This is a genomic window from Streptosporangium sp. CA-135522, assembly GCF_050949235.1.
GTDB lineage: Bacteria > Actinomycetota > Actinomycetes > Streptosporangiales > Streptosporangiaceae > Streptosporangium.
Window position 1 is genome coordinate 6,383,155 of record NZ_CP192026.1, and the last position, 24,294, is coordinate 6,407,448.

Consider the following 24,294-nt stretch of genomic DNA (forward strand, 5'->3'; position numbering starts at 1 on the left):
GTGGGAAACTGCGATCATTAGCGGGTGAGCACCATCGTCGCCAGCCGGTACAAACTCCTCTCCCCCGTCGGCCGCGGAGCGACGGGCGTCGTCTGGCGCGCCTACGACCTGTTACTGGAACGGGAGGTGGCGCTCAAGGAGATCGCCCTCCCACCCGGCCCTGAGGCGGCCGAACGGCGGCGGCGGGTGGTGCGCGAGGCGCGGATGGCCGCGCGGCTGAGCCATCGGGGCATCGTCACGGTGCACAACCTGGCCGAGGAGGCCGAGCGGCTGTGGATCGTCATGGAGTTCCTGGAGGCGCTCACCCTGCACGACACTCTGGTGCAGGCGGGGCCGCTGCCGGCCGACCTGGTGGCCGCGATGGGCCACCGGCTGCTGGACGCGCTGCGGCACGCCCACGACGGCGGAGTGATCCACCGCGACATCAAACCCGCCAACATCATGCTGACCGGTGACCGGGTGGTGCTGGCCGACTTCGGCTTCGCCGCCCCCGAGGGCGCCGTGAGCACCTCGATGCGGGGCACACCGGCGTTCATCGCACCGGAGGCCCTGCACGGCCGGGGCGGCACCCGCGAGGCGGACATGTGGTCGTTCGGGGCGACGCTCTACATGGCGGTGGAGGGCAGGACCCCGTTCCGCACGGTGAACTCGATGGCCGCCCTGGTGGAGGCGCTGAAGGAACCGGCGCGCGCACCCCAGCGGGCGGGCGCGCTGGAGCCGGTGCTGCGCGGCTTGTTGCGCAAGGACCCGCGGGCGCGGCTGAGCGCCGAGCAGACCGCGACCATGCTGGCCGACGCGCGCTGTTTCAGCGCGGCTTGATCCGGCGCGCTCTCACCCGAGAGACTCATGGCGCCCGGCGCGAGGCGACCTCGCCACGTCGCCGGGCTCACCGTCCGATCGCGCCGGCGCGATTAGACGGTTGAATTGATATTCCACGTCATCGGCGCTACTCAATCGTTATATGTGATCGTCCGGTGCGGCGGATGTGTGAACCGTTCCAGGTGAAAATATGAATCAGCTGAGGGGCCCGGCTTCTAGTGCAACGGGTGGTTCATGGAAACGGGAACAGGAAAGGCGCGCCCGCTGGGCGGTCGTTATCAGCTGACTTCACCGATCGGGCGAGACGGTGTGGGCATCATCTGGCGAGCCCACGATTCACGGCTTCGCCGAAATGTGGCGATCAAGGAAATTCAGCCGCGGTTCCGGGAACACGGGGTGGACCTGGACGACGCCCGTCGCCGTGCGCTGCGCGAGGCCCGTTCGGCCGGACGGCTGAACCATCCGGCGGTGATCTCGGTGCACGATCTCCTGGAGGAGGGCGGGCGGCTCTGGATCGTGATGGAGTTGCTGGAGTCCCTCACGTTGCGGGAGACGGTGCGCCATCTGGGCCATCTGCCGGTCCACTGGGCGGCATGGGTCGGCTTCCAGCTGCTGTCGGGGCTGCGGCACGCGCACGCGGCGGGTGTGCTGCACCGTGACATCAATCCGGGCAACATCCTGCTGACCGGCGACCGGGTGGTGCTGTCGGATTTCGGGATCGCCGCACTGGGCGGGGAGAGCAGTGCGGCGACGACCGTGCCGATCGGGTGCGCGCCCGCCTACACGGCGCCGGAGCGCCTGCGAGGCAGGCCGGCCACCGCGGCGGCCGACCTGTGGTCGTTCGGGGCGAGCCTGTACTTCGCCGTGGAGGGGCGGCCGCCGTATCCCGGCTCCGACGCGTTCACGGTGCTGAGCGCGGCGATGAACGGGAACCCGGACCCGCCCTCGAAGGCCGGACCGCTCTGGACGGTTCTCAAGGGACTGCTCCGGCGTGACCCGGCGGCGCGCATGACCGGCGGTCAGGCGGCGCGTGTGCTGTCGGAGATCCTCCGGATGGAGGGAGTGGCCGTCGCGGCGCCGCAGTTGCCCGCGGTCCGGCCCTTTACATCGTAGATCAATTTATGTTCGCATGGAGGGCGCCTCCGGCGGGCGGGCCTCCGTCTTCGAGGGCGTACGGAGGCTTCGAGGGCGCGCGAAGGCCACCGCCGATCACCCGTGTCGGCACCCTCGCAGGTCAGCGCGCCCGGCGGCACGCCGCCACGAAGCGGGTGGCCAGGTGGGGGCTGCCGGCCCAGTGCAGATGCAGGTAGGAGGCGACCACCCGGCCGTCGGCGAACCCGTCGGCGCCGCCCCGCCAGCGGAACAGAGGCCGCCGCGGTACGGGTTCGACGGCGGTGCGGTGGAACTCGTGACCGCGGTAGCGTTCGCCTTCCCTGGTGAGAACGGAGTCCCGGACGGCCACCGCGTCCCGGTAGCCGAGGGTGAGCCTGCCGGTCATCTGGGCCTTGACGTCCAGGACTCCGCACATCGGCTTGCCGTCCAGGTCCCTCGCGAGATACAGCAGGCCGGCGCACTCGGCCGCGATCGGTCCGTCGAAGGCGGCGACCTGTCGGCGCAGCGGCTCGTTGGCGGACAACTCGGCCGCGTAGACCTCTGGGAAACCGCCGCCGATGACGATTCCCCCGACTCCCTCGGGCAGGGTCTCGTCACCGAGGGGATCGAAGGGGACGACCTCCGCCCCCGCGGCTGTCAGGAGTTCGGCCTGCTCGGTATAGCCGAAGGTGAACGCCTGGCCGCCCGCGACCGCGATCCTCGTCGTGGCCGGCGTGTCCGGCGCGGCGGGCATGGCCGACACGGCCGACACGGTGGTCGTGCCCACCGCGGCCGCCTCGGCGGGCGCGTCCCCCGAGGCGGACACGGGCGCCGGGGCCGGCGTGGCCCTGCCCGGGGACCAGGGGCGGGCTCGCAGGGGCGGGGCCGAGCGGGCGAGCCGTACCAGCGCGTCCAGGTCGCAGGAGCCGGCGATCAGGGCGGCGACGGCGTCCATGGCCTGGGCGGCCTGGGCGCGGCGTTCGGCGGCGGGAACGAGACCGAGGTGGCGGGAGGGGGTGGCGACGGCGTCGCTGCGACCGATGACGCCCAGCACCGGGACGCCGCTCTCGGCGAGGGCCTCGCGGCAGATGTCCTCGTGCCGGGCGGAGCCTATCCGGTTGAGGATCACCCCGCCGAACCTGAGCCGGGTGTCGTAGGAGGCGAACCCGTGCACGAGCGCGGCCACGGACCGGCTCTGCTTCGCCGCGTCCACGACCAGTACCACGGGTGCGTCGAGCAGCCTGGCGACATGCGCGGTCGAGGCGAACTCGCTCGCGCCCGCCCCGTCGTAAAGACCCATCACTCCTTCGATCACCGCGAGATCGGCCCCGGCCGCGCCGTGCAGGAACAGCGGGGCGATCAGCTCCTCCCCCACCAGCCAGGGATCGAGGTTGCGTCCGGGACGGCCGGTGGCCAGCGCGTGGTAGCTCGGATCGATGTAGTCGGGTCCCACCTTGTGCGGGGAGACCGCCGTCCCTCGACGGGTGAAAGCGGCCATCAGCCCGGTCGCGACGGTGGTCTTCCCGGCGCCCGAGGCCGGGGCGGCGATCACCAGGCGGGCTACCACTCGATGCCCTTCTGGCCCTTCTGGCCGGTGTCCATCGGGTGCTTGACCTTGCCCATCTCCGTCACCAGGTCGGCCGCGGCGAGCAGACGGGGATCGGCGTCGCGGCCGGTGATGACGACGTGCTGACCGCCCGGGCGCCCGGCCAGGGTGTCGACCACCTCCTCGACGTCGATCCAGCCCCACTTCATCGGGTAGGTGAACTCGTCGAGCACGTACAGGCGGAACGTCTCGGCGGCGAGGTCGCGCTTGATCTGCTCCCAGCCCTCACGGGCGTCGGCCGCGTGGTCCTCCTCGGTGCCGGGGCGCTGGATCCAGGACCAGCCCTCTCCCATCTTGTGCCAGGACACCGTCCCGCCCTCGTCGCAGTCGCCCAGGACCCGCAGGGCGCGTTCCTCGCCGATGCGCCATTTGGCGGACTTGACGAACTGGAACACCCCGATCGGCCACCCCTGGTTCCAGGCGCGCAGCGCCAGGCCGAACGCGGCGGTGGACTTGCCCTTGCCCGGGCCGGTGTGCACGATCAGCAGCGGCCGGTTGCGGCGCTGCCGGGTGGTCAGGCCGTCCTCGGGCACGCTGACCGGTCTGCCCTGGGGCATCGTCATCCACCTTTCACACTGTTCACACTGTCGCTGTCATGCGGCACGCCGCTCACGGATCATCCCGGCAAGGTCGGCGAGGTCGTCGAGGCGCACGATCTCGGCGCCCATCCTCGCGGCCAGGGACCTGGCGAGGCCGAGGCGGACGTACCCACCCTCGCAGTCCACCACCACGCTCGTCACACCGGCCAGCAGCCCCGCGGCGCGGTGGGCCTGCTCGACGGTGCCGGAGGTGGCCCGCCCGTCGGTGACGAGCACCAGCAGCGGGCGCCGGGCCGGGTCACGCAGGCGCTCGACCCGCAGCACCTCGGCGGCCCGCAGCAGGCCGGCGGCGAGCGGGGTTCGGCCGCCGGTGGGCAGCTCTCGCAGCCGGGCCGCGCCCGCCTCGACGGAGGAGGTCGGCGGCAGGACGAGATCGGCGCGGGAGCCGCGGAAGGTGATCAGGCCGACCTTGTCACGGCGCTGGTAGGCGTCGAGGAGCAGGCCCAGCACGGCCGACTTGACGGCGCGCATGCGCTGCCGGGCGGCCATCGATCCGCTCGCGTCCACGACGAACAGCACCAGGTTGCCCTCGCGGCCCTCGCGGACGGCCTCCCTGAGGTCCTCGCGCCGCAGCAACAGGCCGGGGCCGCTGCGGCCCCGGCCGACCTGGTACGGCGCCGCGGCGCCCACGGTCGCCTTCAGATGCAGGGAGGCGGGGCGTCCCCCGGGAGTCCGGGCACCGGTGATCCGGCCCAGAGGCGTGCGCGCCCTGGAGCGCCGGCCGGGGGCTCCGGCGCCGATCCCGGGAACGGTGAACAGCCTGGCCGGTCGTACCGGGCCGGCGTCGAAGGTCTGGTCGCGGCGACCGGCCGGGGTGTTCATCGGCTCCGGTCCGGCGGAGGGGCGGTCGCCGTCCGGGCCGGGACCCGCCTGCGCGGCGTCCGCGGCCGGGGTTTCGGGAGCGGCCGGGAGCGGGCCGTCCCCGGCGGGGCGATCCCCTTCGGAACCGTCGCGATGGGAGCCGTCGTGGAGCCGCTGCCCTTCGGGACCGCCGTCCCCGGGCCGCTGCCCATCCGGACCGCCGTCCTCGGCCCCTTCCCCGCCGGGAGCGTTCCCGTCGTCACCGGGACCGCCGGAACCGCCGGGACCCGAGCCGTCCGGGTCGTCCGGGTCGTCGTCGGGATCGTCGGGGAGGCTGTTGAGGAGGTCCTCCAACTTGGACTCGTCCAGGCCGGGAGCGTCGAAGGGATCCCGGCGACGACGGTGCGGAAGGGCGAGGCGGGCCGCCTCGCGGACGTCGTCGGCGGTGACGGCACCGCGCCCCTGCCAGGCGGCGTGGGCGATCGCCGCGTTCGCGGTGACCAGGTCGGCCCGCAGCCCGTCCACCTCGAACGCCGCGCAGACGGTGGCGATCTGCCGCAGCGCGGCGTCCGGCAGGACCACGCTCGTCACCCGGGCCCGCGCCTCGGCGATGCGCGCCGCCAGCTCCTTCTCCTGGGCGGACCAGCGGGCGGCAAAGTCGGCCGGCCCGGCCTCGAAGGCCAGGCGCCGCCGTACCACCTCCGCTCGCCGAGACGGCTCCCGCGACGCCCGGACCTCCACGGTCAGTCCGAACCGGTCGAGGAGTTGCGGCCGAAGCTCTCCCTCCTCCGGGTTCATCGTGCCCACCAGCAGGAAGCGGGCGGCGTGCCGTACCGACACCCCTTCGCGCTCGACGTAGCAGGTGCCGAGGGCGGCGGCGTCGAGCAGCAGGTCGACCAGGTGGTCGTGGAGCAGGTTGACCTCGTCCACGTAGAGGACGCCCCGGTGGGCGGCCGCCAGGAGGCCGGGTTCGAAGGCCTTCACGCCCTCGGTCAGCGCGCGCTCGATGTCGAGCGATCCGGCCAGGCGATCCTCGGAGGCGCCGACCGGCAGTTCCACCAGGCGCGCGGGCCGGGCGGTGCCCGTACGGGCCTCGTGCGGCCCGTCCGGGCAGTCGGGGTCAGGTGCGGCGGGATCGCAGGAGAAGCGGCAGCCGCCGACCACCTCGACGGCGGGCAGCAGATCGGCCAGCGCCCGCACGATCGTGGACTTGGCGGTGCCCTTCTCCCCGCGGACCAGCACTCCGCCGACACGAGGGGAGACGGCGTTGAGGATGAGGGCGAGTTTCAGGTCCTCCGAGCCCACGATCGCGGTGAAGGGATAACGCGGGTCACGCACCGTGGAGGTCTCCTTGGGATGTCGTCATTCGGGGTAGCTCAGCCGCCAGCGGCCGTCGCGGCCGGTGAGCGCGACGCGCGCCAGCGGCGCGACGTCGACGCGCCAGAAGGCGGGGGCGGGGGCGCCGAGGGCGTGGACGACCGCGGCGCGGATGACCGTGGGGTGGGTGATCGCGACGACCCGCCCGGGAGCGCGCCGGGACAGCCACCCGGCCACCCGGCCGAGGAGAGCGGTGATCGACTCCCCTCCGTGCGGCGCTGCGGCGGGGTCGGTGAGCCAGGCGGCGAGGGCTTCGGGTTCGGCCGCCTCGATCTCGCCCAGCGTCCTGCCGCGCCATCGGCCGTAGTCGCAGTCGGCCAGCCCCGGGTCCGGATCGGCGCTCAGGCCGAGCGCCGCGGCCGTCTGGGTGCAGCGCAGTTCTGCGGCGCAGACGGCCGGACCGGGTCCGAACCGCCCGGCCATGCCGCCCGCCCGGCGCAGGCCGCGTCCGTCGAGCGGTTCGTCGCCCGGGAACGCGGCCCGTGCCGTCGCCGAGGTCGAGGCGTGGCAGACCAGCAGCAGCCGCGTGACCCCCGAGGGGGTCATCACACCGGGCTGCGCCTGCGCGCGGCGAAGGCGAACAGCGCGCCGACACCGAGCCAGAAGACCGCCTGGGTGCCGAGGGAGGCGATCCGGAAGTCCCACAGCAGGTCGGCGGGGAAGCCCTGGGGCACCTCGTCGATCTCCGGCAGGAGGATCCAGGCCGCCGCCACCGGCAGGAGCACCGTGGCGCCGGTGGCCAGCCAGCGCAGCCACGGCTCGCTCCGGGCTGCGTAGCGGTGAGTGGCCGCGCCCGCGGCGACGGAAAGCAGGCCGATGGCCACCGCGACCAGATAGAGCACGGTGCGCTGGTTGATCGTCTCGGGGTCGCCGACAGCGGGTGGGTTGGCGGGATATTTCAGGAACGGTACGAGGACGATGGCGGTGAACGCGGCGGACGCGAGAGCGATCGCGAGCACCGGTTCCGAACGGGGCCCGACCCTGCCGCGCACGGCCGCGTAGGCCAGGGCGAACAGGCCGCCGACGGCCACGCCGTACAGGCCCAGGGCCAGGAACAGCCCGAACCGCTGGCCGTCCCTGCTGACCAGTGCCTCGCCTTCGTCGTGGGAGTGGCCGGTGGCCTGGGTCGTCTCGTGGGAGTGGCCGGTGGCTTCGGCCGTCTCGTGGGCGTGGGATCCGGCCGCCTGGGAGGCGGCCGCGGCCGCCTCCTCCAGCGCGATGGCCCGGTCGATGCGCGGCTCGCCCGTGGTGTAGGCGAAGACGGCCGCCAGCAGTCCGGCGAGCAGGCCGACGAGCATGCCCCGGGCGATGAGTTTGGTGATCAATTGGGACTCAGTGACACGGGACGCCGAGCAGATGACGCCCGTCATGCATGAGTTCGTGCAGGTAGTTCCCGGTCTGCGAGATCGCTCCCTGGTCGAAGGCGACCAGGTAGGCGATGAGCAGCAGCACCGGTACGGCGAGCAGCCAGCGGGTGATTGACGCCCATGGGATGGGCTGGGTGTGCGGAGCCGAGATCTGGCTCACGGCCACCTCCTCCGGGATTGACGCGTCCCTTTTCGTAGGTCGGTGGCGGCCGAGTGACCTGGCTCCCGGCCCTGAGGCCGGTTACAGTGGCGCGACCGCACCGGAATCTCACCGGATTTCCCTCGCACCGCCACAAAACACCCGGAACGTATCCCGGTTACCTATCGCCCGTCAATCCAGACTTCCCCTGACACACAGCGGAAATATTCACTTTCTCCACTTTTCTCTGTGGATTACCGGCCGGGAAGACGGCTCGCGGGGCGGCGGTCCGGTCCGGACCGCCGCCCCGCGAGCGGGCGTTCGCTATTCGCCGGTGAGGGCGTTCACCAGGTCGGCGGCCGTGCGGCAGCGGTCGAACAGCTCTCCCACGTGAGCCTTGGTGCCGCGCAGCGGCTCCAGGGTGGGCACCCGCTGCAGGGACTCGCGGCCGGGGATGTCGAAGATGACCGAGTCCCAGGAGGCGGCCGCGACCGACTCGCTGAACTGGCTCAGGCAACGACCCCGGAAGTAGGCCCGTGTGTCGCTGGGTGGGGCCTCGATGGCCCGCTGGACTTCTTCCTCGGTGACCAGCCGCTGCATCCGTCCCCGGGCCACCAGCCGGTTGTACAGGCCGCGGTCGGGACGGATGTCGGAGTATTGCAGGTCCACCAGCTGCAGGCGCGGGTGCGACCAGGCGAGGCCGTCGCGGGTGCGGTAGCCCTCCAGCAGCTCCAGCTTGGCCACCCAGTCCAGTTCCCTGGACAGCTGCATCGGATCTTCCGCCAGGCGGGTCAGCACCGACTCCCAGCGATCCAGGACGTCCTTGGTGAGCTCGTCGACGCCGTTGCCGCTGCGCTCCTCGACGTACTTGCGCGCCAGCTCCAGGTATTCCATCTGGAGCTGGACGGCCGTGAGCTTGCGGCCGTCGCGCATCGAGATCTCGTATTTGAGCGTCGGGTCGTGGGAGACCGCCCGCAGCGCCTGGACGGGGTTGTCCACGGCGAGATCCCGCGTGAAGTAACCGTCCTCGATCATGGCCAGGACCAGCGCGGTGGAGCCCAGCTTGAGGTAGGTCGAGATCTCCGACATGTTGGCGTCGCCGATGATGACGTGCAGCCGGCGGTATTTCTCCGGATCGGCGTGAGGCTCGTCCCGGGTGTTGATGATCGGCCGCTTGAGCGTGGTCTCCAGACCCACCTCGACCTCGAAGAAGTCGGCCCGCTGGCTGATCTGGAAGCCCTCACCACGCGAGTCCTGCCCGATGCCGACCTTGCCCGCGCCGGTGACGACCTGCCGGGAGACGAAGAACGGCGTCAGATGCCTGACGATGTCGGCGAACGGCGTGGCCCGCCGCATCAGGTAGTTCTCGTGGCAGCCGTAGGAGGCACCCTTGTTGTCGGTGTTGTTCTTGTAGAGCTGGATCGGGGCGTTGGTGGGGATCGCCGAGGCGCGGACCGCGGCGTCGTGCATCACCCTCTCCCCCGCCTTGTCCCAGATCACCGCGGCTCGCGGGTTGGTGCACTCGGGAGTGGAGTATTCGGGATGGGCGTGGTCGACGTAGAGCCGAGCGCCATTGGTGAGGATCACGTTGGCCAGGCCCAGGTCCTCGTCCGTGAGCTGGCTCTGGTCGGCCACCTCTCTGGACAGGTCGAAGCCCCGGGCGTCGCGCAGCGGGTTCTCCTCCTCGAAGTCCCACCGCGCGCGCCGCGCCCTGGCCGCCGAGGCGGCCAGGTAGGCGTTGACGACCTGGGAGGAGGTCACCATCGCGTTGGCCCCCGGCTGTCCGGGCACGGAGATGCCGTACTCCGTCTCGATGCCCATCACCCGCCGTACCGTCATGCGCACCCTCTGTTCATCCGGGACCGCCTTGTCCGCCGTGTATATGCCCGACCCTAGACCCTTCACTATGCCCGGTGGCCGGACAGTTATGGCACCGAGGCCTTTTCGCCCGTCGCGAAGGGAGCCTGCGGCGGCGGGGAGGTCGGCGCAGACGGCGGTGCGGCCCCACGCCGGCGTCTGGCCTTGACGAACTCTTGGAGGGGCCGTTCGGCCACCCGGTACACCAGATAGGAGAAGGCCGTCGCGCTCAGTACGGTGACCACGGCGGTCAGCCAGGGCGGCAGCGTGTCCCGCAGGGCGGGTACGACCACGACCGCGGCCGTGGTGTGGAACAGGTAGAGCGGATAGGTCAGGGCGCCCAGGACGACCAGGCCGCGCCAGCGCAGCCAGCCCAGCCAGCCCAGCGCCACCATCGCCATGAGCACGTAGAAACAGATGATCGCGGCGGCGACGGCCCACTCGGGCACGGGCATCGCGGTGTAGCCGACCTTCTCGATCCGCCCGGCGACCCGGTCGATCGCCGCGTTGACCGCCAGGCCCGCGCTGATCCCGGCCAGGCACCACAGAACCAGCTTGGGCCCATGCCTGGTCATCAGGAAGAAGGCCATGCCACCGACGAAGTACGCCGCGTATTTGGGCATCACTATGAGATCGACCCACTTGTCCTCGCTGCCCGCGAAGAACCCCGCCGCCAGCAGCCAGACGCCCATGAAGATCAGGCAGCGGTTGAGCGTCACCCCGACGATCACCAGGACCGAGATCAACAGGTAGAACCGGAGCTCCACCCACAGCGACCAGTAGACGCCGTTGGCGTCGTAGACGCCGAAGGCCCGCTGGAGCATCGTGAGGTTGACCCCGTACTCGCCGAGGCTGAGCTTGGGGTCCAGGGCGGTGGCGGCGCCCAGGCCGTAGACCGCCGCCGTGACGCCGACGCTGACCCAGTAGGCGGGGAACAGGCGCACCAGCCGGGACAGGGCGAACGCGCCCAGCCCGCGACCCCAGACGCTCATCAGGATGACGAATCCGCTGATCATGAAGAACAGTTCGACGCCCAGGATGCCGAGGCCGGACAGCGTGGAGATCGCCGGGAACAGCTTGGACGGGCGCTCCCCCCACACCGAGGCGAAGGCGATGAAGTAGTGGAAGGCGAGCACCGCCATGGCGGCGACGAAGCGGAGGAGGTCGAGTTCGGTGAGGCGGCCGCTCCCCCGAGCCGTCTCACGAGACCCCGCGCCGGTCACCTGATGACCGGGCCGAAATGTTCATGCACGCCACTTGGACGGCGACGTGATCAGTTGGGTTCCATGTGACGTCGCCTCGCTTTCGTGACGGACGGGAAGCCGGAAGGAAGGTCGTGAACACCGGGGCCGGGACGGGACCGTGAACGCCGACGGCGGGACCGGGCCGTGAACGTCGGCGGCGCGGCCCCTTCGCCAAGGAGGCCGCGCCGCCGAGCGCGCTACCGGCGGCGCCAGGTGGGCGCCGCCGGCATCATCAGAGGTATTGGCCGGTGTTGGCCACCGTGTCGATGGAACGGCCGGCCTCGGTGCCCTGCTTGCCCGTCACGAGAGTGCGGATGTAGACGATCCGCTCGCCCTTCTTGCCGGAGATGCGGGCCCAGTCGTCGGGGTTGGTGGTGTTGGGCAGGTCCTCGTTCTCGGAGAACTCGTCCACGCAGGCCGCCAGCAGATGCTGGATCCGCAGGCCCTTCTGCCCGGACTCGAGGAACTGCTTGATCGCCATCTTCTTGCTGCGGTCGACGATGTTCTGGATCATGGCGCCGGAGTTGAAGTCCTTGAAGTACAGGACTTCCTTGTCCCCGTTGGCGTAGGTCACCTCGAGGAAGCGGTTCTCCTCGCTCTCGGTGTACATCCGCTCGACCACCCGCTGGATCATGCCCGAGATGGTGCCCTCGCGACTGCCGCCGTGCTCGGCGAGGTCCTCGGGGTGGAGGGGGAGGTCTTCGATGAGGTACTTCGAGAAGATGTCCTTCGCCGCCTCGGCGTCCGGCCGCTCGATCTTGATCTTGACGTCCAGGCGGCCGGGCCGCAGGATCGCCGGGTCGATCATGTCCTCGCGGTTGGAGGCGCCGATCACGATCACGTTCTCCAGGCCCTCGACGCCGTCGATCTCCGACAGGAGCTGGGGAACGATGGTGTTCTCGACGTCGGAGGAGACACCCGAGCCTCGGGTCCGGAAGATCGAGTCCATCTCGTCGAAGAACACGATCACCGGGGTGCCCTCGGAGGCCTTCTCACGAGCCCGCTGGAAGACCAGGCGGATGTGCCGCTCGGTCTCGCCGACGTACTTGTTGAGAAGCTCGGGACCCTTGATGTTGAGGAAGAAGCTCTTACCGGACTGGCCGGTCTTCTCCGCGACCTGCTTGGCCAGGGAGTTGGCGACGGCCTTGGCGATCAGCGTCTTGCCGCAACCGGGCGGGCCGTACAGCAGCACACCCTTCGGCGGACGCAGCTTGTGCTCGCGGAAGAGGTCGGCGTGCAGGTAGGGAAGCTCGATCGCGTCCCTGATCTGCTCGATCTGCCGCATGAGCCCGCCGATCTCCTCATAGGAGATGTCGGGCACCTCCTCCAGGACGAGCTCTTCGACCTCGGACTTGGGAATGCGCTCGTAGACGTAGCCCGAGCGCGGTTCCAGCAGCAGCGAGTCGCCCGCCCGGATCGGCTGGCCGAGCAACGACTCCGCCAGTTTCACCACCCGCTCCTCGTCGGCGTGCGAGATCACCAGCGCGCGCTGGCCGTCCTCAAGGAGCTCCTTGAGCATCACGATCTCGCCGAGCTCCTCGAATCCGAGGGCCTCGACCACGTTGAGCGCCTCGTTGAGCATGACCTCCTGGCCACGCTTCAGCGAGTCGACGTCCACGGCTGGACTGACGTTCACCCGGAGTTTGCGGCCGCCGGTGAAAACCTCCACCGTGCCGTCTTCCCTGCTTTCGAGGAACACGCCGAACCCGGACGGCGGCTGCGCCAACCGGTCGACTTCCTCCTTCAGCGCGACGATCTGGTCTCTGGCCTCCTTGAGGGTGGCCACCAGACGCTCGTTCTGGCCGGTGACGGCCGCCAGATTCGCCTGCACTTCATGGAGACGCTCTTCGAGGACCCTGGCCTGCCGGGGAGACTCCGTCAACTTCCGACGTAGCGCGGTGAGCTCCTCCTGCAGGAAGGAGACCTGTGTTGTGAGGTCAGCGACCTCCCGTTCGCGCTGCGCGGCTCGAGCCTCAGCGTCGTCGCGAGCTGCCACGGCGTCACCTCCTTCCCAGTCGAGACCGACTACTCAAAACCCTACCCATCTGGGGGCTGTCCCTTACCTGGCCGAGCAGTGTTCGTATCGCTACATTAAGTAGGCAATGATTAATCCCTTATGGTGCGTTTAGTCCTGGGAGCATAAGAACACGTCACTCTGTTCCCTTGTCACGAGCAAACGTACCGTTGTGGCCGAATCGTCATCATCTGGTGGAAGAACTGGACTCTTCGCCATGTGCCCCCTTTGCCGGACGCCTGCGACGAGGTGGTGGCGTCACCCCGTCCGCCATGCGACGGGCGGTGACGAGGAAGCCGGTGTGCCCGACCATCCGATGATCGGGTCGCACGGCCAAGCCCTCGACATGCCAGTCGCGAACCAGGGTCTCCCACGCATGGGGCTCGGTGAAACTCCCGTGTTCGCGGAGAGTTTCCACCGTGCGGGACAACTGCGTGGTGGTGGCCACATAACAGCAGATGACGCCGCCCGGGGTGAGAGCCTTGGCCGCGGCGTCGACGCACTCCCACGGGGCGAGCATGTCGAGGATGATCCGGTCGACGTCGCTCTCGTCGAGCGCCTCCACGAAATCACCCACGACCAGGCGCCACTGGTCCATCGGACCACCGTAGAACTTCTCCACGTTCTTGGTGGCGACCTCGGCGAAGTCCTCACGCCGCTCGTAGGAGGTGACGCTGCCCTCATTGCCCACCGCGCGCAGCAGGAAGCAGGTGAGCGCGCCGGAGCCGACCCCCGCCTCCACGACGCGCGCGCCGGGGAAGATGTCGGCCATCGCGACGATCTGCGCCGAGTCCTTCGGGTAGATGACCGCCGCGCCGCGCGGCATGGACAGCGTGTAGTCCTGGAGCAGGTGCCTGAACGCCAGATACTGGGTGCCGCCGGAGGAGCGCACCACCGATCCCTCGGGCTGGCCGATCAGCTCGCTGTGCGGGATTCCACCCTTGTGCGTGTGGAAGACCCCGTCTTCCTTCAGCGTCACCGTGTGGCGCTTGTTCTTGGGGTCGGTGAGCTGAACCTGATCCCCGGCCTGAAACGGCCCATGCCTGCGAAAACCCATGCCCGCAAGGTTATCGGCGTACGGCCGCCGCCGATTCCAGTCGGGCCCGTCCGCCCCGTCCACGCGGCTCCCGCCCGGCGACGGCCCGGCGGCGGCCCCAAAAGGATTCGCCCACCTTAGGGGTAGCTGATAGCACTTGGAAGGTGTTTCCTCGAGATGTGATTCCCGCCGGCCACGTCGTCTTGCGCGCGCTCGGCGCCGACGACGTCGAGCCGATCGTCCGCGCCTGCGCCGACCCGCAGATCGCCCGGTTCATCCCGACCGTGCCCGTGCCGTACACCCGGGACGACGCGCTGTGCTACCTCAAGGTGGCCGAGCGGCTCTGGGAGAGCGGCGGCGCCTCCTTCGCCGTGGCGGACGCCGTGACGGACGAGTGGCTGGGCAACATCGGGCTCAAGGCCCTCGATCCGCGCGGCAACGGCGAGATCGGCTACATGATCGCACCGTGGGCCCGGGGACGCGGGGTCGCCACGGCGGCCACCAGGGCGCTGACCGAGTGGGCCTTCACCCGGGGGGTGCGGCGCATGGAGCTGCTGGCCGACGTGGAGAACCTGGCCAGCCAGCGGGTCGCGCTGGCCGCCGGGTTCCAGCCTGAGGGCGTGCAGCGCTCGGCCGAGGCCCGGCGCGACGGCACCTTCGGCGACCTGGCGTCCTTCGCCAGGCTCTCCGACGACTCCGGCGACCGCGTGCGTCCGTACCTGCCCGGCTTTCCCGGTGGCTCGCTGTCTGACGGCGTGGTACGGCTGACACCGCTGACCGCCGCCGACGCCGACGACTACCACACGCTGCAGAGCCTGCCGGAGGTCGTGGCGCACAGCGTTCCCCCGGAGGCCCCCGACCCGGTGGAGAGCGAGCGGTTCTGCCAGGAGGCGGGCATGCGCTGGCTGGCGGGCGACCGGGTCGAGGCGGCCGTCCGCGACGCCGGGACGGACGCCTTCGCCGGACACATCCAGCTCACCGCGATCGTCCCGCCGCTGGGCCAGGCCATGACGGGCTACAGCATGCTGCCGGAGTTCCGCGGCAAGGGCTTCACCACCCGGGCCGTGAACCTGCTCGTGGAGTGGGCCTTCGAGCACACCCCCCTGGCCCGGATCATCGCGGGCACCTCCCCGGACAACCTCGCCTCGCATCGGGTGCTGGAGAGCGCGGGTTTCACCCGGGAGGCCCTCCTGCGCGGGCTGCTGCCGGGACCCGGCGACACGCGCCTGGACGACCTGCAGTGGTGCCGCCTGCGTTCCCGGGCGTAGTCCGTACGGCCTCGGGGGCAGGCCGTACGGCCGCCCCGGCCCGGCGGGGACGGCCCCGCCGGAGTGGCGCCGTCCTGACCGGTTCCGGCGCGCCGCCGCGGGGTTCGGCCGGCACAGGGTTCAGTCGGCGCCGAACTTCTCCCTGAGCCTGGCGAAGGCGGCGTCGGTGCCCTGCAGGGCCCGGTCGATGTCGGCGTCGGTGTGGGCGGCCGACAGGAACCAGTTGTGCCAGGGGTGCAGGTAGACGCCCTCCCGCAGGCAGGCCGAGGACCAGAACATGCCCTTGTCCAAGGTGGCGTCGCCTTCGAAGGAGAGCCACGGGATCTGCACCGGACCGGTCTGATGGACCACGAAGCCGTGGGAGGCGGCCTGCGCGGCGAGACCTTCGCGCAGACGGGTGCCCGCCCGCTCCATCAGGGCGACGCCGCCGATGTCGCGCAGGGTCTCGATGGTGGCCTTGGCCGCGGCCATCGGAACGGCGTTGAACCAGAACGATCCGGTGGAGTAGATCGTCTGGGCGGGTCCCCTCAGTGAGTCCACACCGGTGACGGCGGCGATCGGGTAGCCGTTGGCCATGGCCTTGCTGAAGGCGTACAGGTCGGGACGGACGCCCAGCGTCTCCCAGGAGCCGCCGAGGTCGAGCCGCCAGCCGCCGCGCACGTCATCGATCACCAGCGCCGCGCCGATCCGGTCGGCCAGCGACCGCAGGCCCCGGGCGAAAGCGGGCGCGGCGAGCTCCTGGTCCTCGAAGGAGTCGTGCTTGAAAGGCGTCACGATGATCGCGGCGACGTCGCCCTCGGCCCGGGCCGCGGCCTCCTCGGCGCTGGCCAGGTCGTTGTAGGTGTACTCGATCAGGTCGGCGCGCTCGCTGGGCGTGGTGCCCGACGGGCTGGGCGTGCACCAGGGGTCGGCTCCGTGGTAGGAACCGTGGGCCATGAGCACCTTGGTGCGGCCGGTGGCGGCGCGGGCGACCATGAGTGCCTGGGTGGTGGCGTCGGTGCCGTTCTTGGAGAACATCACCCAGTCGGCCTGCGGGATGGTCTCCACCATCAGCTCCGCCAGCTCCACGTAGACCGGGCCCGGGCCGTTGAGGCAGTCGCCCGCGGCGAGCCGGGCGGCGACGGCGGCCTCCACGGTGGGGTGGCGGTGGCCGAGCACGATGGGGCCCCAGGAGCACATGAGGTCGATGTACTCGCGGCCGTCCACGTCGCGCTGGCGGCACCCCTCGCCGCCGACGAAGAACTGCGGGTAGCCGGGGCCGTGCAGAGCCGCGTTCAGATGGCCGTACATACCGCCGGGGACGACCCTGGCGGCCCGTTCCCTGAGGTTGGCGTCGATGGACATGTGTCGCCCTTTCACAGTCGGGACAGTCGCGGTCGGACAGGTCGAGGCCGCCCGCAGGACCGCGCATGGGGCCGCCTCCGCTCGCTCATCCGGCGGCCCGCAGCTCCCGGGCCCCGGCGAGACCGGCGTCGGAGCCCAGGCCGCCGGCCACCCGGGCGGCCAGCGCGGTGCCGAGCCTGGCCGCGTCCACGACCTCGAGGCCGTCGACCAGGCCGGCGATGAACCCCGCGCAGTAGGCGTCACCGCAGCCGGTGGTGTCCACCACGGGGACGTCGAGGGCGGGCAGGCGGGTGACTCCGGAGGCGGTGGCGACCAGGCTGCCCTCGCCGCCCAGCGTGACGAGCACGGCCCGGGGTCCCTCGTCCAGCAGTGCGAGCGCGGCCTCCTCGGCGCCGGCGGCGCCGCTCATCATCAGTGCCTGTTCCTCGTTGGGCAGGAAATAGTCCACATACGGCAGAAAGCTCCGCGCTCCCCGCATCAGATCCGGCATATTGGACAGTAGGTCCATCGTGACGATCGTGCCCGCCTCCCGCGCCGCGGCCAGCAGGGTGAAGAAGTCAGGGTCGTGCAGGCCCCAGGTCGCGTCCATGCCGCCCAGGTGCACGACCTGTGCGCCGGTGACGCGTTCGCGGTCGAGATCGGCGAGGGACAGGCCGAGGTTGGTCCCGGGCACGTGGAACGACGGGCGCCCGCCGTCGGGCCGGATGGGCAGGATCGAGGCGGCGGTCTGCTCGCCCTTCTTGCGGACGATGCCGCCGACGTCCACCCCGTGCCGCGCCATGACCATGACGAGGAAGTCGCCGAGCTCGTCGTCGCCGACCGCCCCCAGCGAGGCGACCGGGACGCCGATCCCGGCCAGGCCGACGGCGGTCCCGGCGGCCGCGCCGGCCGCGGTGATGCGGATCTGCTCCAGCAGGTGGGTGTCCTGCCCGTCCGGGATCGACTCCACGGGCCGGGCGAGCACGTCCACGATGTGCACCCCGACGGTGATGACGGCCATAGCGAGTCCTCCTCATGTCTTGAGCGGATAATAGACGGGCGCCCGAATACCATGTCAACGAGAAAGCCGAGGAGGGGTTCAATTTGCCGAAGATCGTCGATCATGGAGAGCGCCGGGAGGAAGTCGTCGAGGCCGCCCGCCGCATCATCCTCCGCGAGGGCATCGAGGCGGCCACCACCAGGGCCATCGCCAAGGAGGCCGGTTACTCCAACGGTGTGCTCACCCACTACTTCGCCGACAAGGACGACATCATGCTGTCGGCGCTGCGCTCCTCGCACCGGCGCATCGTGGAGCGGCTGCGCGGCAAGCTGGCCGGTCGCGACGGGCTGGCCGCCCTGCGCGAGCTCCTGCTCGACAACCTGCCACTGGACGACGAGCGCGCCCGGGAGAGCGGGCTGGAGATCGGTTTCTGGAGCCGGAGCCTGACCAGCCCGACGATGCTGGAGGCCCAGCGCGCCGAGGCCGAGGAGCTGCGCTATCTGGTGTGCAGCCTGCTCGGCGCGGCGGCCGACACCGGGGAGATCACCACTGAGGAGGACCTCGGCGACGTCGCCGAACGGCTGCTGGCCCTGGTGGACGGGCTGAGCGTGCACCGCCTGCTCTATCCCGACGAGCTCGGCGCCGACCGCATGGAAAGGCTGCTCCACGCCGAGCTGGACCGGCTTCGGGACACCGGCGCATAGCGGCGCCCGGCGACCGCCCCCGGGGAACCCGGGAAACGGCGTCCACCCCCGGGAACCCGGGAAACGACGACCGCCCCGAGGACCCCGGGAAAGGGCGTCCGCCCCGGCGGAAGGCGCCCGGCCGTGCCGCCGTGCGAGCCTCAGCGGGAGCGGCCGCCCGAGCCGCCGCCCGTTGGAACCTTGTCCGCTTAGCCGTTCTCCTAGCCGTTGCGGTGCGACTCGTAGCGCATGGTGCGGGAGACCCCGATCCGCACGGTCGTGCCGGGCAGGATCGCGACCGCCTCGTTCGGCGGGATGTCGTAGAAGTTGGGGTCGCCCGGCGGCTGGATCTGGGTGCCGTTGACCGAACCCAGGTCGATCAGGTTGACGTCCCAGCCGTCCAGCGCCACCCGCAGGTGGCGGCGGGACACCGAGCCGTCGGGGCTGGTGACCTTGGCGGGACGCACCGACCCGTCGGCGACCTCCGGGGCCCGCTCGGGGTCACGGCCGACGAGGTAGTCGGTGTCGAGGCGGAGCGCCATGCCGTCGTCCAGGAGCAACACGCCCAGCGGCGGGCGCGGCCCCTTGTAGGGGACGAGCGTGCGCTGCACCAGTGCGATGCCGCAGACCGCGCAGTACGGCACACGCGGGTCGTTGAAGTGGTCGTTCTTGCAGTCCACCCCGTAGACCAGCGGTCGCGACTCCGGCTCGGGCCCGGGCCCGGACTGCGGGCCCCGCGGGACCGGCGGGTCGTGGTCGAACGGCTGGTCGCGGACGTCGGCGGGATCGCCGCCGGCCGCGCTCGCCCCGGCGGCCTCCAGGTCCTCGTGCGGGACCGGCCCGGACACCGCGCCCTGCGGCGGGACGGGCAGGGGCTCGGACTGCAACGCCTGCGGCTCCGGCACGGGCGGCGGGGCGGTGACCGGTGGATAGTGCTCGGGCGAGCTCATCGGGTAGGGCGCGGGCGGCGCCGGCCACTCGGTGCTCGCGGAGGGCGACGGCTGCTCGGGCCGGGAGGAGGGCTCCGCGTGGGGCACGGCCGGCTGAGCGGGCTGCGGAGCGGCCTCCGCCTGGGGCGCGGACCGCTGGGCGGCCGGTGCCGCCCCCGCCTCGTCCGGCTCGCACCAGACGCCGCCGCCGACGATCACGCCGCCGTCCAGCCGGGCGAGCGGATGCGCCGTCCCGGCCTCGGGCAGGCGCAGCTCCACCCGGGTCACCGGGCCGGGTACCAGCCGGTCGGACCAGGTGAGCGCGTCACGCCCGGCCAGCTTGACCTCACCCCCCGAGCCGATGACCGACGCGAACGCCGGACCGCTGACCAGCACGGCCACTCCCCCGGCGACGGGACCGGCGACGGCGCACGCCACAGGCTCGCCCATCATGACCGCCAGTACCTGGGCGACGCGGCGGGCCAGCGCGCGGCCGTCACCACCCGAGGCGGCGGTCTCCCTCAACGCCCCCAGCAGGTCCTCCACGACGGCCTCGGCCGCGTCACACACCAGCAGCAGACCACCCACATGGGCGACCAGCCCGTTGCCCGGAAGCGGACGCACCACTCCGAAACCCTCGTCGGTCACAGGACTCTCCCTCCCGAAAACGCCATCGGATGAACGGCACCCGCATCGGATCGTCCGCCACCGGCCACACGCACGTCCGCACCACGATGAAACGCGTCCGGAATGCGGCCGAAGGAATCGGATCAGTGAAATCGACTGCACCGGACCGTAGCAAAAAGTACAGCAGAAGACCTTCGCGAACGAGCGCCGGCGGATCGAACGGGGCCGGCCGGCCCGAGCCGCTCGCGGTGGCTCGCTCAGACCCCGCTGAAAACCCGGTTCACATCCGACGTGGCCAGCACCCCGAAGATCTCGCCGCCCCGCTCCACGAGGAGGTATTCTCCCGCGGGCGCCTCACGCATGGCGTCGATCAGGGACTCCCCCGACAGGTCGGCGGCCAGCACCAGAGACGGTTCGAGGTTGCGCGCCAGCGACCCTGCCGTCACCCAGGGGCGGCGGTTCTCCGGTGTGGCCTCCACCGCGACCTCGTTGACGATCCCGGTCGGGCGGCCCTCGTGGTCGACCACCACCATCGCTCCCGCCTGGGCCTCCGCCGCCCGGCGCAGCGCCTCGGCCAGCGGCAGGTCACCGGTCACCGCGATGGCCCGCCTGGCCAGAGCGCGGGCGTTGACCTGCGGGATGCGGGCGCGCACCCGGGCGCCGCGCAGCGACTGCGTGGCACCGAACCAGATGAAGGAGGACAGCAGCACCGGCCAGAGCAGCTCCCAGCCCGGCGTCTGTCCGCTCATCAGCGCCAGGCCGACGGGGACCGCGACCAGGACGACGGCGAGCACGCGGCCCGCCCAGGCAGCGACGATCGTGCCCGAGCCGGGGTTGCGCGTGACCTTCCAGACGCCGGCCCGCAGCATGCGGCCGCCGTCGAGCGGCAGCCCCGGCAGGAGGTTGAAGATCCCGACGATCAGGTTGGCGAACCAGAGCTGGAAGGTCAGCACGCCGAGGATGGTGTAGGGGTCGATGAACCGGGAGGCGGCGAACCCGATCCCGGCCAGCCCGAGCGAGAGCAGCGGCCCGACGAAGGCGACCATGAACTCCCGGCCGGGGGTCTCCGGTTCGCGTTCGATCTCCGAGACGCCGCCGAGCAGGTAGAGCGTGATGCGGCGGACCGGCAGGCCGTACATCTTGGCGACCACGGAGTGCGCCAGCTCGTGCAGCAGCACCGACACGTAAAGCAGCACGGCGAAGACGAACGCGACGACATAGGTCAGCGGGAGGCTCAGCTCGGGCAGCCGGGCGACCACGTTGGGCTGGAAGCTGTAGGTGATGAACGCCGCCACGATGAGCCAGGTCGGCGAGACGTACACCGGGATGCCGAACGGCCGGCCCATCCGCAGTCCTGGGTTGTCCTGGCGCGGGCTCTCACTGCTCACCGCTGGCTCACCACTCCTCGTTCACTTCGTCCTCAGGCCTCGATGCTACGCGCCATCGGGCCGTCGGCAGACGTCGTGCGGCCACCTTGAGCGCAAACTGTCGTCAGGGTGACCTACAGTGCGGACATGCCACTGACCGAGCCCACGATCATCGGAGCGCTGTCGCCGTCCCGCGCCGGTGACTTCATGACGTGCCCGTTGCTCTACCGGTTCCGGGTGATCGACCGGCTGCCCGAGCCTCCGTCGCCCGCCGCGGTGCGCGGCACGATGGTCCACTCGGTGCTGGAGCGTCTCTACGATCTCCCCGCGCCCGCGCGCACGGTCGCCGCGGCGCTGGAGCTGCTGGAGCCGCAGTGGCGCAGGCTGCTGGCCGAGGACCCGGCCTACGGTGACATGTTCGCCGACGACCGCGAGCTGTCCCAGTGGCTGGCCCAGGCCCGCTCCATGCTGGAGCGCTACTTCACCCTGGAGGATCCCACCTGCCTGGAGCCCGCCGAGCGGGAGCTGTACGTCGAGGCGGTGCTCGACAGCGGCCTGATGCTGCGAGGTTACATCGACCGGCTGGACGTCGCACCCACCGGCGAGGTCCGCGTGGTCGACTACAAGACCGGCAGCGCCCCGGGACCGGCCTTCGAGGCCAAGGCGCTGTTCCAGATGAAGTTCTACGCGCTGACGCTGTGGCGGCTGCACGGGTCGGTGCCCCGCCTGCTGCAGCTGATGTATCTCGGAGGCGGCGGTGAGGTGCTGCGCTACGCCCCCGACGAGGCCGACCTGCGCGCCACCGAGCGCAAGGTGCAGGCACTGTGGACGGCCATCGAGCGGGCGATGGAGACCGGCGAGTGGCCTCCCCGGCCCAGCCGCCTGTGCGACTGGTGCAGCTATCAGGAGCTGTGCCCGCAGTTCGGCGGCACTCCCCCGCCGCTGCCCGAGCGGCAGCCGGGCGACACCGTGCGTAGCACCCGCCGCACGTCCCGGGCGGCCACCGACGAGCTCTGACCCCCACCCGCGGCGCGGGGCGGTGGGGGCGGCCGTGGACAGCGGGCCGTTCCCGGTGGACGACACCGGGTCTCACCGTCTCCCGGCGCGGGGCCCCGGGGACCGGTTTCGCCGTCTCCCCGCACGGTTCCCCGGAGATCGGTTTCGCCGTCTCCCCGCACGGCTTCCCGGGGAGTCATCCGTGGGGATGAGGGCGATATCCCCCTGCGGCAGGGTGGCGGCGGGAGCAGGACGCCTAAATTGATTGTGTGCGCAACCCCCCGGGCGGCCTGCGGGCCTGGCTCCACGGACACTCCCCGATCCTCGACGCCGCCTTGGCCGTGCTGCTGGCCGCCGCCGCGCTGCCCTGCGCCTACGTCGCCCTCCCCTTCGCGGCCCCGACCGGCTCCGAGAGGCCCGGTGCGCTGGATCTCGCCCTGATCGTGGCCGGCTGCCTGTCTCCGGCGCTGCGCCGCAGCCGGCCGCTCACGATGCTCTTGCTGGTCAGCCTCGTGGAGGTGACGCTGGCGTCGCTGGCCCACAGCGGTTCCCTGCTCTGGGTGGCCGCGCTGGTGCTGGTCTACACGGCCGCCGCCCACCGCGGCCTGGCGCTCAGCCTGTGCGCGCTGGCGTTGAGCCTCATCTGCCGGGCCGTCCTGATGGTGGCGGCCGACGGGCTCGGCGACCGGACGGGCCAGCTGTTCGTGGCGATCCTGACCATGACCCTGTGGATCGCCGGCCGAAGCGTCCGGCTGCGCCGCGCCTACCGCGCCGAGCTGCGCGACCGGGCAGCGCGGATGGAGCGGGCCCGGGACGCCGACACCCGGGCGGCCAGGGCCGAGGAGCGCTCCCGCATCGCCCGCGAGCTGCATGACGTGATCGCCCACCACGTGAGCGTGATGACCGTCCAAGCCTCCGCGGCGCGCCGGGTGCTGGCCACCAACCCCGACGGCGCCCGGGAGGCGTTGTCGGCGATCGAGGAGATGGGCCGCACCGCGATGGCCGAGATGCGCAACCTTGTGGGCGTGCTCAGGACCGACGCGGCGCCCGCCGAGCGCAACCCCCAGCCGGGGGTGCGGGAGATCCCCACGCTGGTCGACCAGATGCGCGAGGCGGGCCTGCAGACGCAGCTGCAGATGGGAGGCGAGACAGGACCGCTGCCGCCCGGCGTCGACCTGGCCGCCTACCGGCTGGTCCAGGAGGCGCTCACCAACAGCCTGCGGCACGCGGGCCCGCGGGCCCGGGCCTGGGTCACGGTACGGCAGGAGCCGGGCGAGCTGGCCGTACAGGTCGAGGACGACGGCCGCGGCCCCGAGGTCCTCCACCCCGGCGACCAGACCGGGCACGGGCTGGTCGGCATTCGCGAACGCGTCGCCCTCTATGGTGGAGTTCTGAGGATCGGCCCGCGTCCGGAGGGCGGATTCGAGGTCGATGCCCGGTTCCCCCTCAAGGACGTGTGATGACGATCAGAGTGTTACTGGTGGACGACCAGCCACTGCTGCGCACCGGTTTCCGCCTGATCCTGGAGGCGGAGCCGGACGTCACCGTGGTCGGCGAGGCCGGGGACGGCAAGGCCGCTCAGGACCAGTCGCGTGCGCTGATGCCCGACGTGGTACTGATGGACATCCGGATGCCGGGTGTGGACGGCATAGAGGCGACCCGCCGGATCGTGCGGGAGGCCGCGGGTGGGGCCCATGTGCCCAGGGTGCTGGTGCTGACCACCTTCGACCTGGACGAGTACATCGTGGAGGCGCTGCGCGCCGGGGCCAGCGGGTTTCTGCTCAAGGACGTCCCGCCGGAGGATCTGGTGCAGGCCATCCGGGTGGTCGCGGCCGGGGACGCCATCGTCGCACCGAGCGTCACGCGGCGGCTGCTGGACAGGTTCGGGGCGCACCTGCCCTCGGCTCATCAGCAGTCCACCCCGGCCCGCCTCGACCGGCTCACCGAGCGCGAGCTGGAGGTCCTGCGGCTGATCGCCCGGGGCATGTCGAACGCGGAGATCGCCGCCGAGCTCGTGGTGAGTGAGACGACGGTCAAGACCCATGTGGGCAACGTGCTCACCAAACTCGGCCTGCGCGACCGGGTGCAGGCCGTGGTCCTGGCCTACGAGACCGGCCTGATCACCCCGGGCGCCATCTCCTAGGGACACG

Annotated in this window: 21 protein-coding genes and 1 riboswitch; of the genes, 7 read left to right on the plus strand and 14 right to left on the minus strand. The window is 71.3% G+C overall.

Annotated elements, in window-relative coordinates:
• The first annotated feature begins 24 nt into the window (after window positions 1–24).
• The gene (locus tag ACQPYK_RS30505; RefSeq protein ID WP_433238283.1) at window positions 25–819 is read left to right on the plus strand and encodes a serine/threonine-protein kinase; all 795 of its coding nucleotides are present in this window, start codon (window positions 25–27) and stop codon (window positions 817–819) included.
• Between the two features lie 234 nt (window positions 820–1,053).
• Window positions 1,054–1,932: a serine/threonine-protein kinase gene (locus ACQPYK_RS30510; RefSeq protein WP_433238286.1), complete on the plus strand. Its 879-nt coding sequence runs from the start codon at window positions 1,054–1,056 to the stop codon at window positions 1,930–1,932.
• A gap of 121 nt (window positions 1,933–2,053) precedes the next feature.
• Here the strand turns inward: ACQPYK_RS30510 and ACQPYK_RS30515 are convergent, their stop codons facing one another.
• From ACQPYK_RS30515 to ACQPYK_RS30560, 10 genes are all read right to left on the minus strand, one after another.
• Window positions 2,054–3,478 carry a cobyrinate a,c-diamide synthase gene (locus ACQPYK_RS30515; protein WP_433238289.1) on the minus strand — a complete coding sequence of 475 codons (1,425 nt, stop codon included), beginning with the start codon at window positions 3,476–3,478 and terminating at the stop codon, window positions 2,054–2,056.
• Window positions 3,472–4,074, minus strand: a complete 603-nt coding sequence (cobO, locus tag ACQPYK_RS30520) for a cob(I)yrinic acid a,c-diamide adenosyltransferase (protein ID WP_433238292.1) — start codon at window positions 4,072–4,074, stop codon at window positions 3,472–3,474. Before cobO ends, ACQPYK_RS30515 begins: the two co-directional genes overlap by 7 nt.
• A 36-nt stretch (window positions 4,075–4,110) precedes the next feature.
• Window positions 4,111–6,255, minus strand: a complete 2,145-nt coding sequence (locus ACQPYK_RS30525; protein WP_433238295.1) for a putative cobaltochelatase — start codon at window positions 6,253–6,255, stop codon at window positions 4,111–4,113.
• 24 nt (window positions 6,256–6,279) lie between these two features.
• Complete coding sequence (locus ACQPYK_RS30530) at window positions 6,280–6,840, minus strand: histidine phosphatase family protein (protein ID WP_433238298.1); 561 nt, start codon at window positions 6,838–6,840, stop codon at window positions 6,280–6,282.
• Window positions 6,840–7,619 (minus strand): CbtA family protein, encoded by a 780-nt coding sequence (locus ACQPYK_RS30535; RefSeq protein WP_433238301.1) that lies wholly within the window; start codon window positions 7,617–7,619, stop codon window positions 6,840–6,842. The genes ACQPYK_RS30530 and ACQPYK_RS30535 overlap by 1 nt, the downstream gene beginning before the upstream one ends.
• Window positions 7,620–7,626: 7 nt before the next feature.
• Window positions 7,627–7,821: a CbtB domain-containing protein gene (locus ACQPYK_RS30540; protein ID WP_433238303.1), complete on the minus strand. Its 195-nt coding sequence runs from the start codon at window positions 7,819–7,821 to the stop codon at window positions 7,627–7,629.
• A 42-nt stretch (window positions 7,822–7,863) separates the two neighbouring features.
• Window positions 7,864–7,955: riboswitch (adenosylcobalamin (AdoCbl) riboswitch) on the minus strand.
• 169 nt (window positions 7,956–8,124) lie between these two features.
• Window positions 8,125–9,639 carry a depupylase/deamidase Dop gene (gene dop / locus ACQPYK_RS30545; RefSeq protein ID WP_433238306.1) on the minus strand — a complete coding sequence of 505 codons (1,515 nt, stop codon included), beginning with the start codon at window positions 9,637–9,639 and terminating at the stop codon, window positions 8,125–8,127.
• Window positions 9,640–9,725: 86 nt separating this feature from the next.
• A complete protein-coding gene (locus ACQPYK_RS30550) occupies window positions 9,726–10,880 on the minus strand; it encodes an acyltransferase family protein (protein WP_433238309.1) in 1,155 nt (384 codons plus the stop codon).
• Window positions 10,881–11,133: 253 nt separating this feature from the next.
• A complete protein-coding gene (arc, locus tag ACQPYK_RS30555) occupies window positions 11,134–12,897 on the minus strand; it encodes a proteasome ATPase (protein ID WP_433238312.1) in 1,764 nt (587 codons plus the stop codon).
• Between the two features lie 205 nt (window positions 12,898–13,102).
• Entirely contained in the window at window positions 13,103–13,972 is an 870-nt protein-coding gene (locus ACQPYK_RS30560; RefSeq protein ID WP_433238315.1) for a tRNA (adenine-N1)-methyltransferase, read from the minus strand.
• A 143-nt stretch (window positions 13,973–14,115) separates the two neighbouring features.
• Here ACQPYK_RS30560 and ACQPYK_RS30565 point away from each other — a divergent pair, with 143 nt between their 5' ends.
• Window positions 14,116–15,219: a GNAT family N-acetyltransferase gene (locus tag ACQPYK_RS30565; RefSeq protein ID WP_433238318.1), complete on the plus strand. Its 1,104-nt coding sequence runs from the start codon at window positions 14,116–14,118 to the stop codon at window positions 15,217–15,219.
• A gap of 120 nt (window positions 15,220–15,339) precedes the next feature.
• On the opposite strand, the gene ACQPYK_RS30570 is transcribed toward ACQPYK_RS30565, so the two are convergent.
• Together ACQPYK_RS30570 and ACQPYK_RS30575 are read right to left on the minus strand one after the other, a co-directional pair.
• Window positions 15,340–16,563 (minus strand): aminotransferase class III-fold pyridoxal phosphate-dependent enzyme, encoded by a 1,224-nt coding sequence (locus tag ACQPYK_RS30570; protein WP_433238321.1) that lies wholly within the window; start codon window positions 16,561–16,563, stop codon window positions 15,340–15,342.
• Window positions 16,564–16,648: 85 nt separating this feature from the next.
• Window positions 16,649–17,563, minus strand: coding sequence for a carbohydrate kinase family protein (locus ACQPYK_RS30575; protein ID WP_433238324.1), 915 nt, complete (start codon window positions 17,561–17,563; stop codon window positions 16,649–16,651).
• An 83-nt stretch (window positions 17,564–17,646) separates the two neighbouring features.
• On the opposite strand from ACQPYK_RS30575, the gene ACQPYK_RS30580 reads away from it, so the two are divergent.
• Window positions 17,647–18,246: a TetR/AcrR family transcriptional regulator gene (locus ACQPYK_RS30580; protein WP_433238327.1), complete on the plus strand. Its 600-nt coding sequence runs from the start codon at window positions 17,647–17,649 to the stop codon at window positions 18,244–18,246.
• A gap of 200 nt (window positions 18,247–18,446) precedes the next feature.
• Here the strand turns inward: ACQPYK_RS30580 and ACQPYK_RS30585 are convergent, their stop codons facing one another.
• Together ACQPYK_RS30585 and ACQPYK_RS30590 are read right to left on the minus strand one after the other, a co-directional pair.
• The gene (locus tag ACQPYK_RS30585; RefSeq protein WP_433238330.1) at window positions 18,447–19,802 is read right to left on the minus strand and encodes an FHA domain-containing protein; all 1,356 of its coding nucleotides are present in this window, start codon (window positions 19,800–19,802) and stop codon (window positions 18,447–18,449) included.
• Window positions 19,803–20,038: 236 nt separating this feature from the next.
• A complete protein-coding gene (locus tag ACQPYK_RS30590; protein ID WP_433258948.1) occupies window positions 20,039–21,127 on the minus strand; it encodes a site-2 protease family protein in 1,089 nt (362 codons plus the stop codon).
• Window positions 21,128–21,295: 168 nt separating this feature from the next.
• On the opposite strand from ACQPYK_RS30590, the gene ACQPYK_RS30595 reads away from it, so the two are divergent.
• From ACQPYK_RS30595 to ACQPYK_RS30605, 3 genes are all read left to right on the plus strand, one after another.
• Complete coding sequence (locus ACQPYK_RS30595) at window positions 21,296–22,165, plus strand: RecB family exonuclease (protein ID WP_433238333.1); 870 nt, start codon at window positions 21,296–21,298, stop codon at window positions 22,163–22,165.
• A 248-nt stretch (window positions 22,166–22,413) separates the two neighbouring features.
• On the plus strand, window positions 22,414–23,604 hold the full coding sequence (locus tag ACQPYK_RS30600) for a sensor histidine kinase (protein WP_433238336.1): 1,191 nt from the start codon (window positions 22,414–22,416) through the stop codon (window positions 23,602–23,604).
• The gene (locus ACQPYK_RS30605) at window positions 23,604–24,287 is read left to right on the plus strand and encodes a response regulator (RefSeq protein ID WP_433238339.1); all 684 of its coding nucleotides are present in this window, start codon (window positions 23,604–23,606) and stop codon (window positions 24,285–24,287) included. Before ACQPYK_RS30600 ends, ACQPYK_RS30605 begins: the two co-directional genes overlap by 1 nt.
• The last annotated feature ends 7 nt before the right edge of the window (window positions 24,288–24,294 follow it).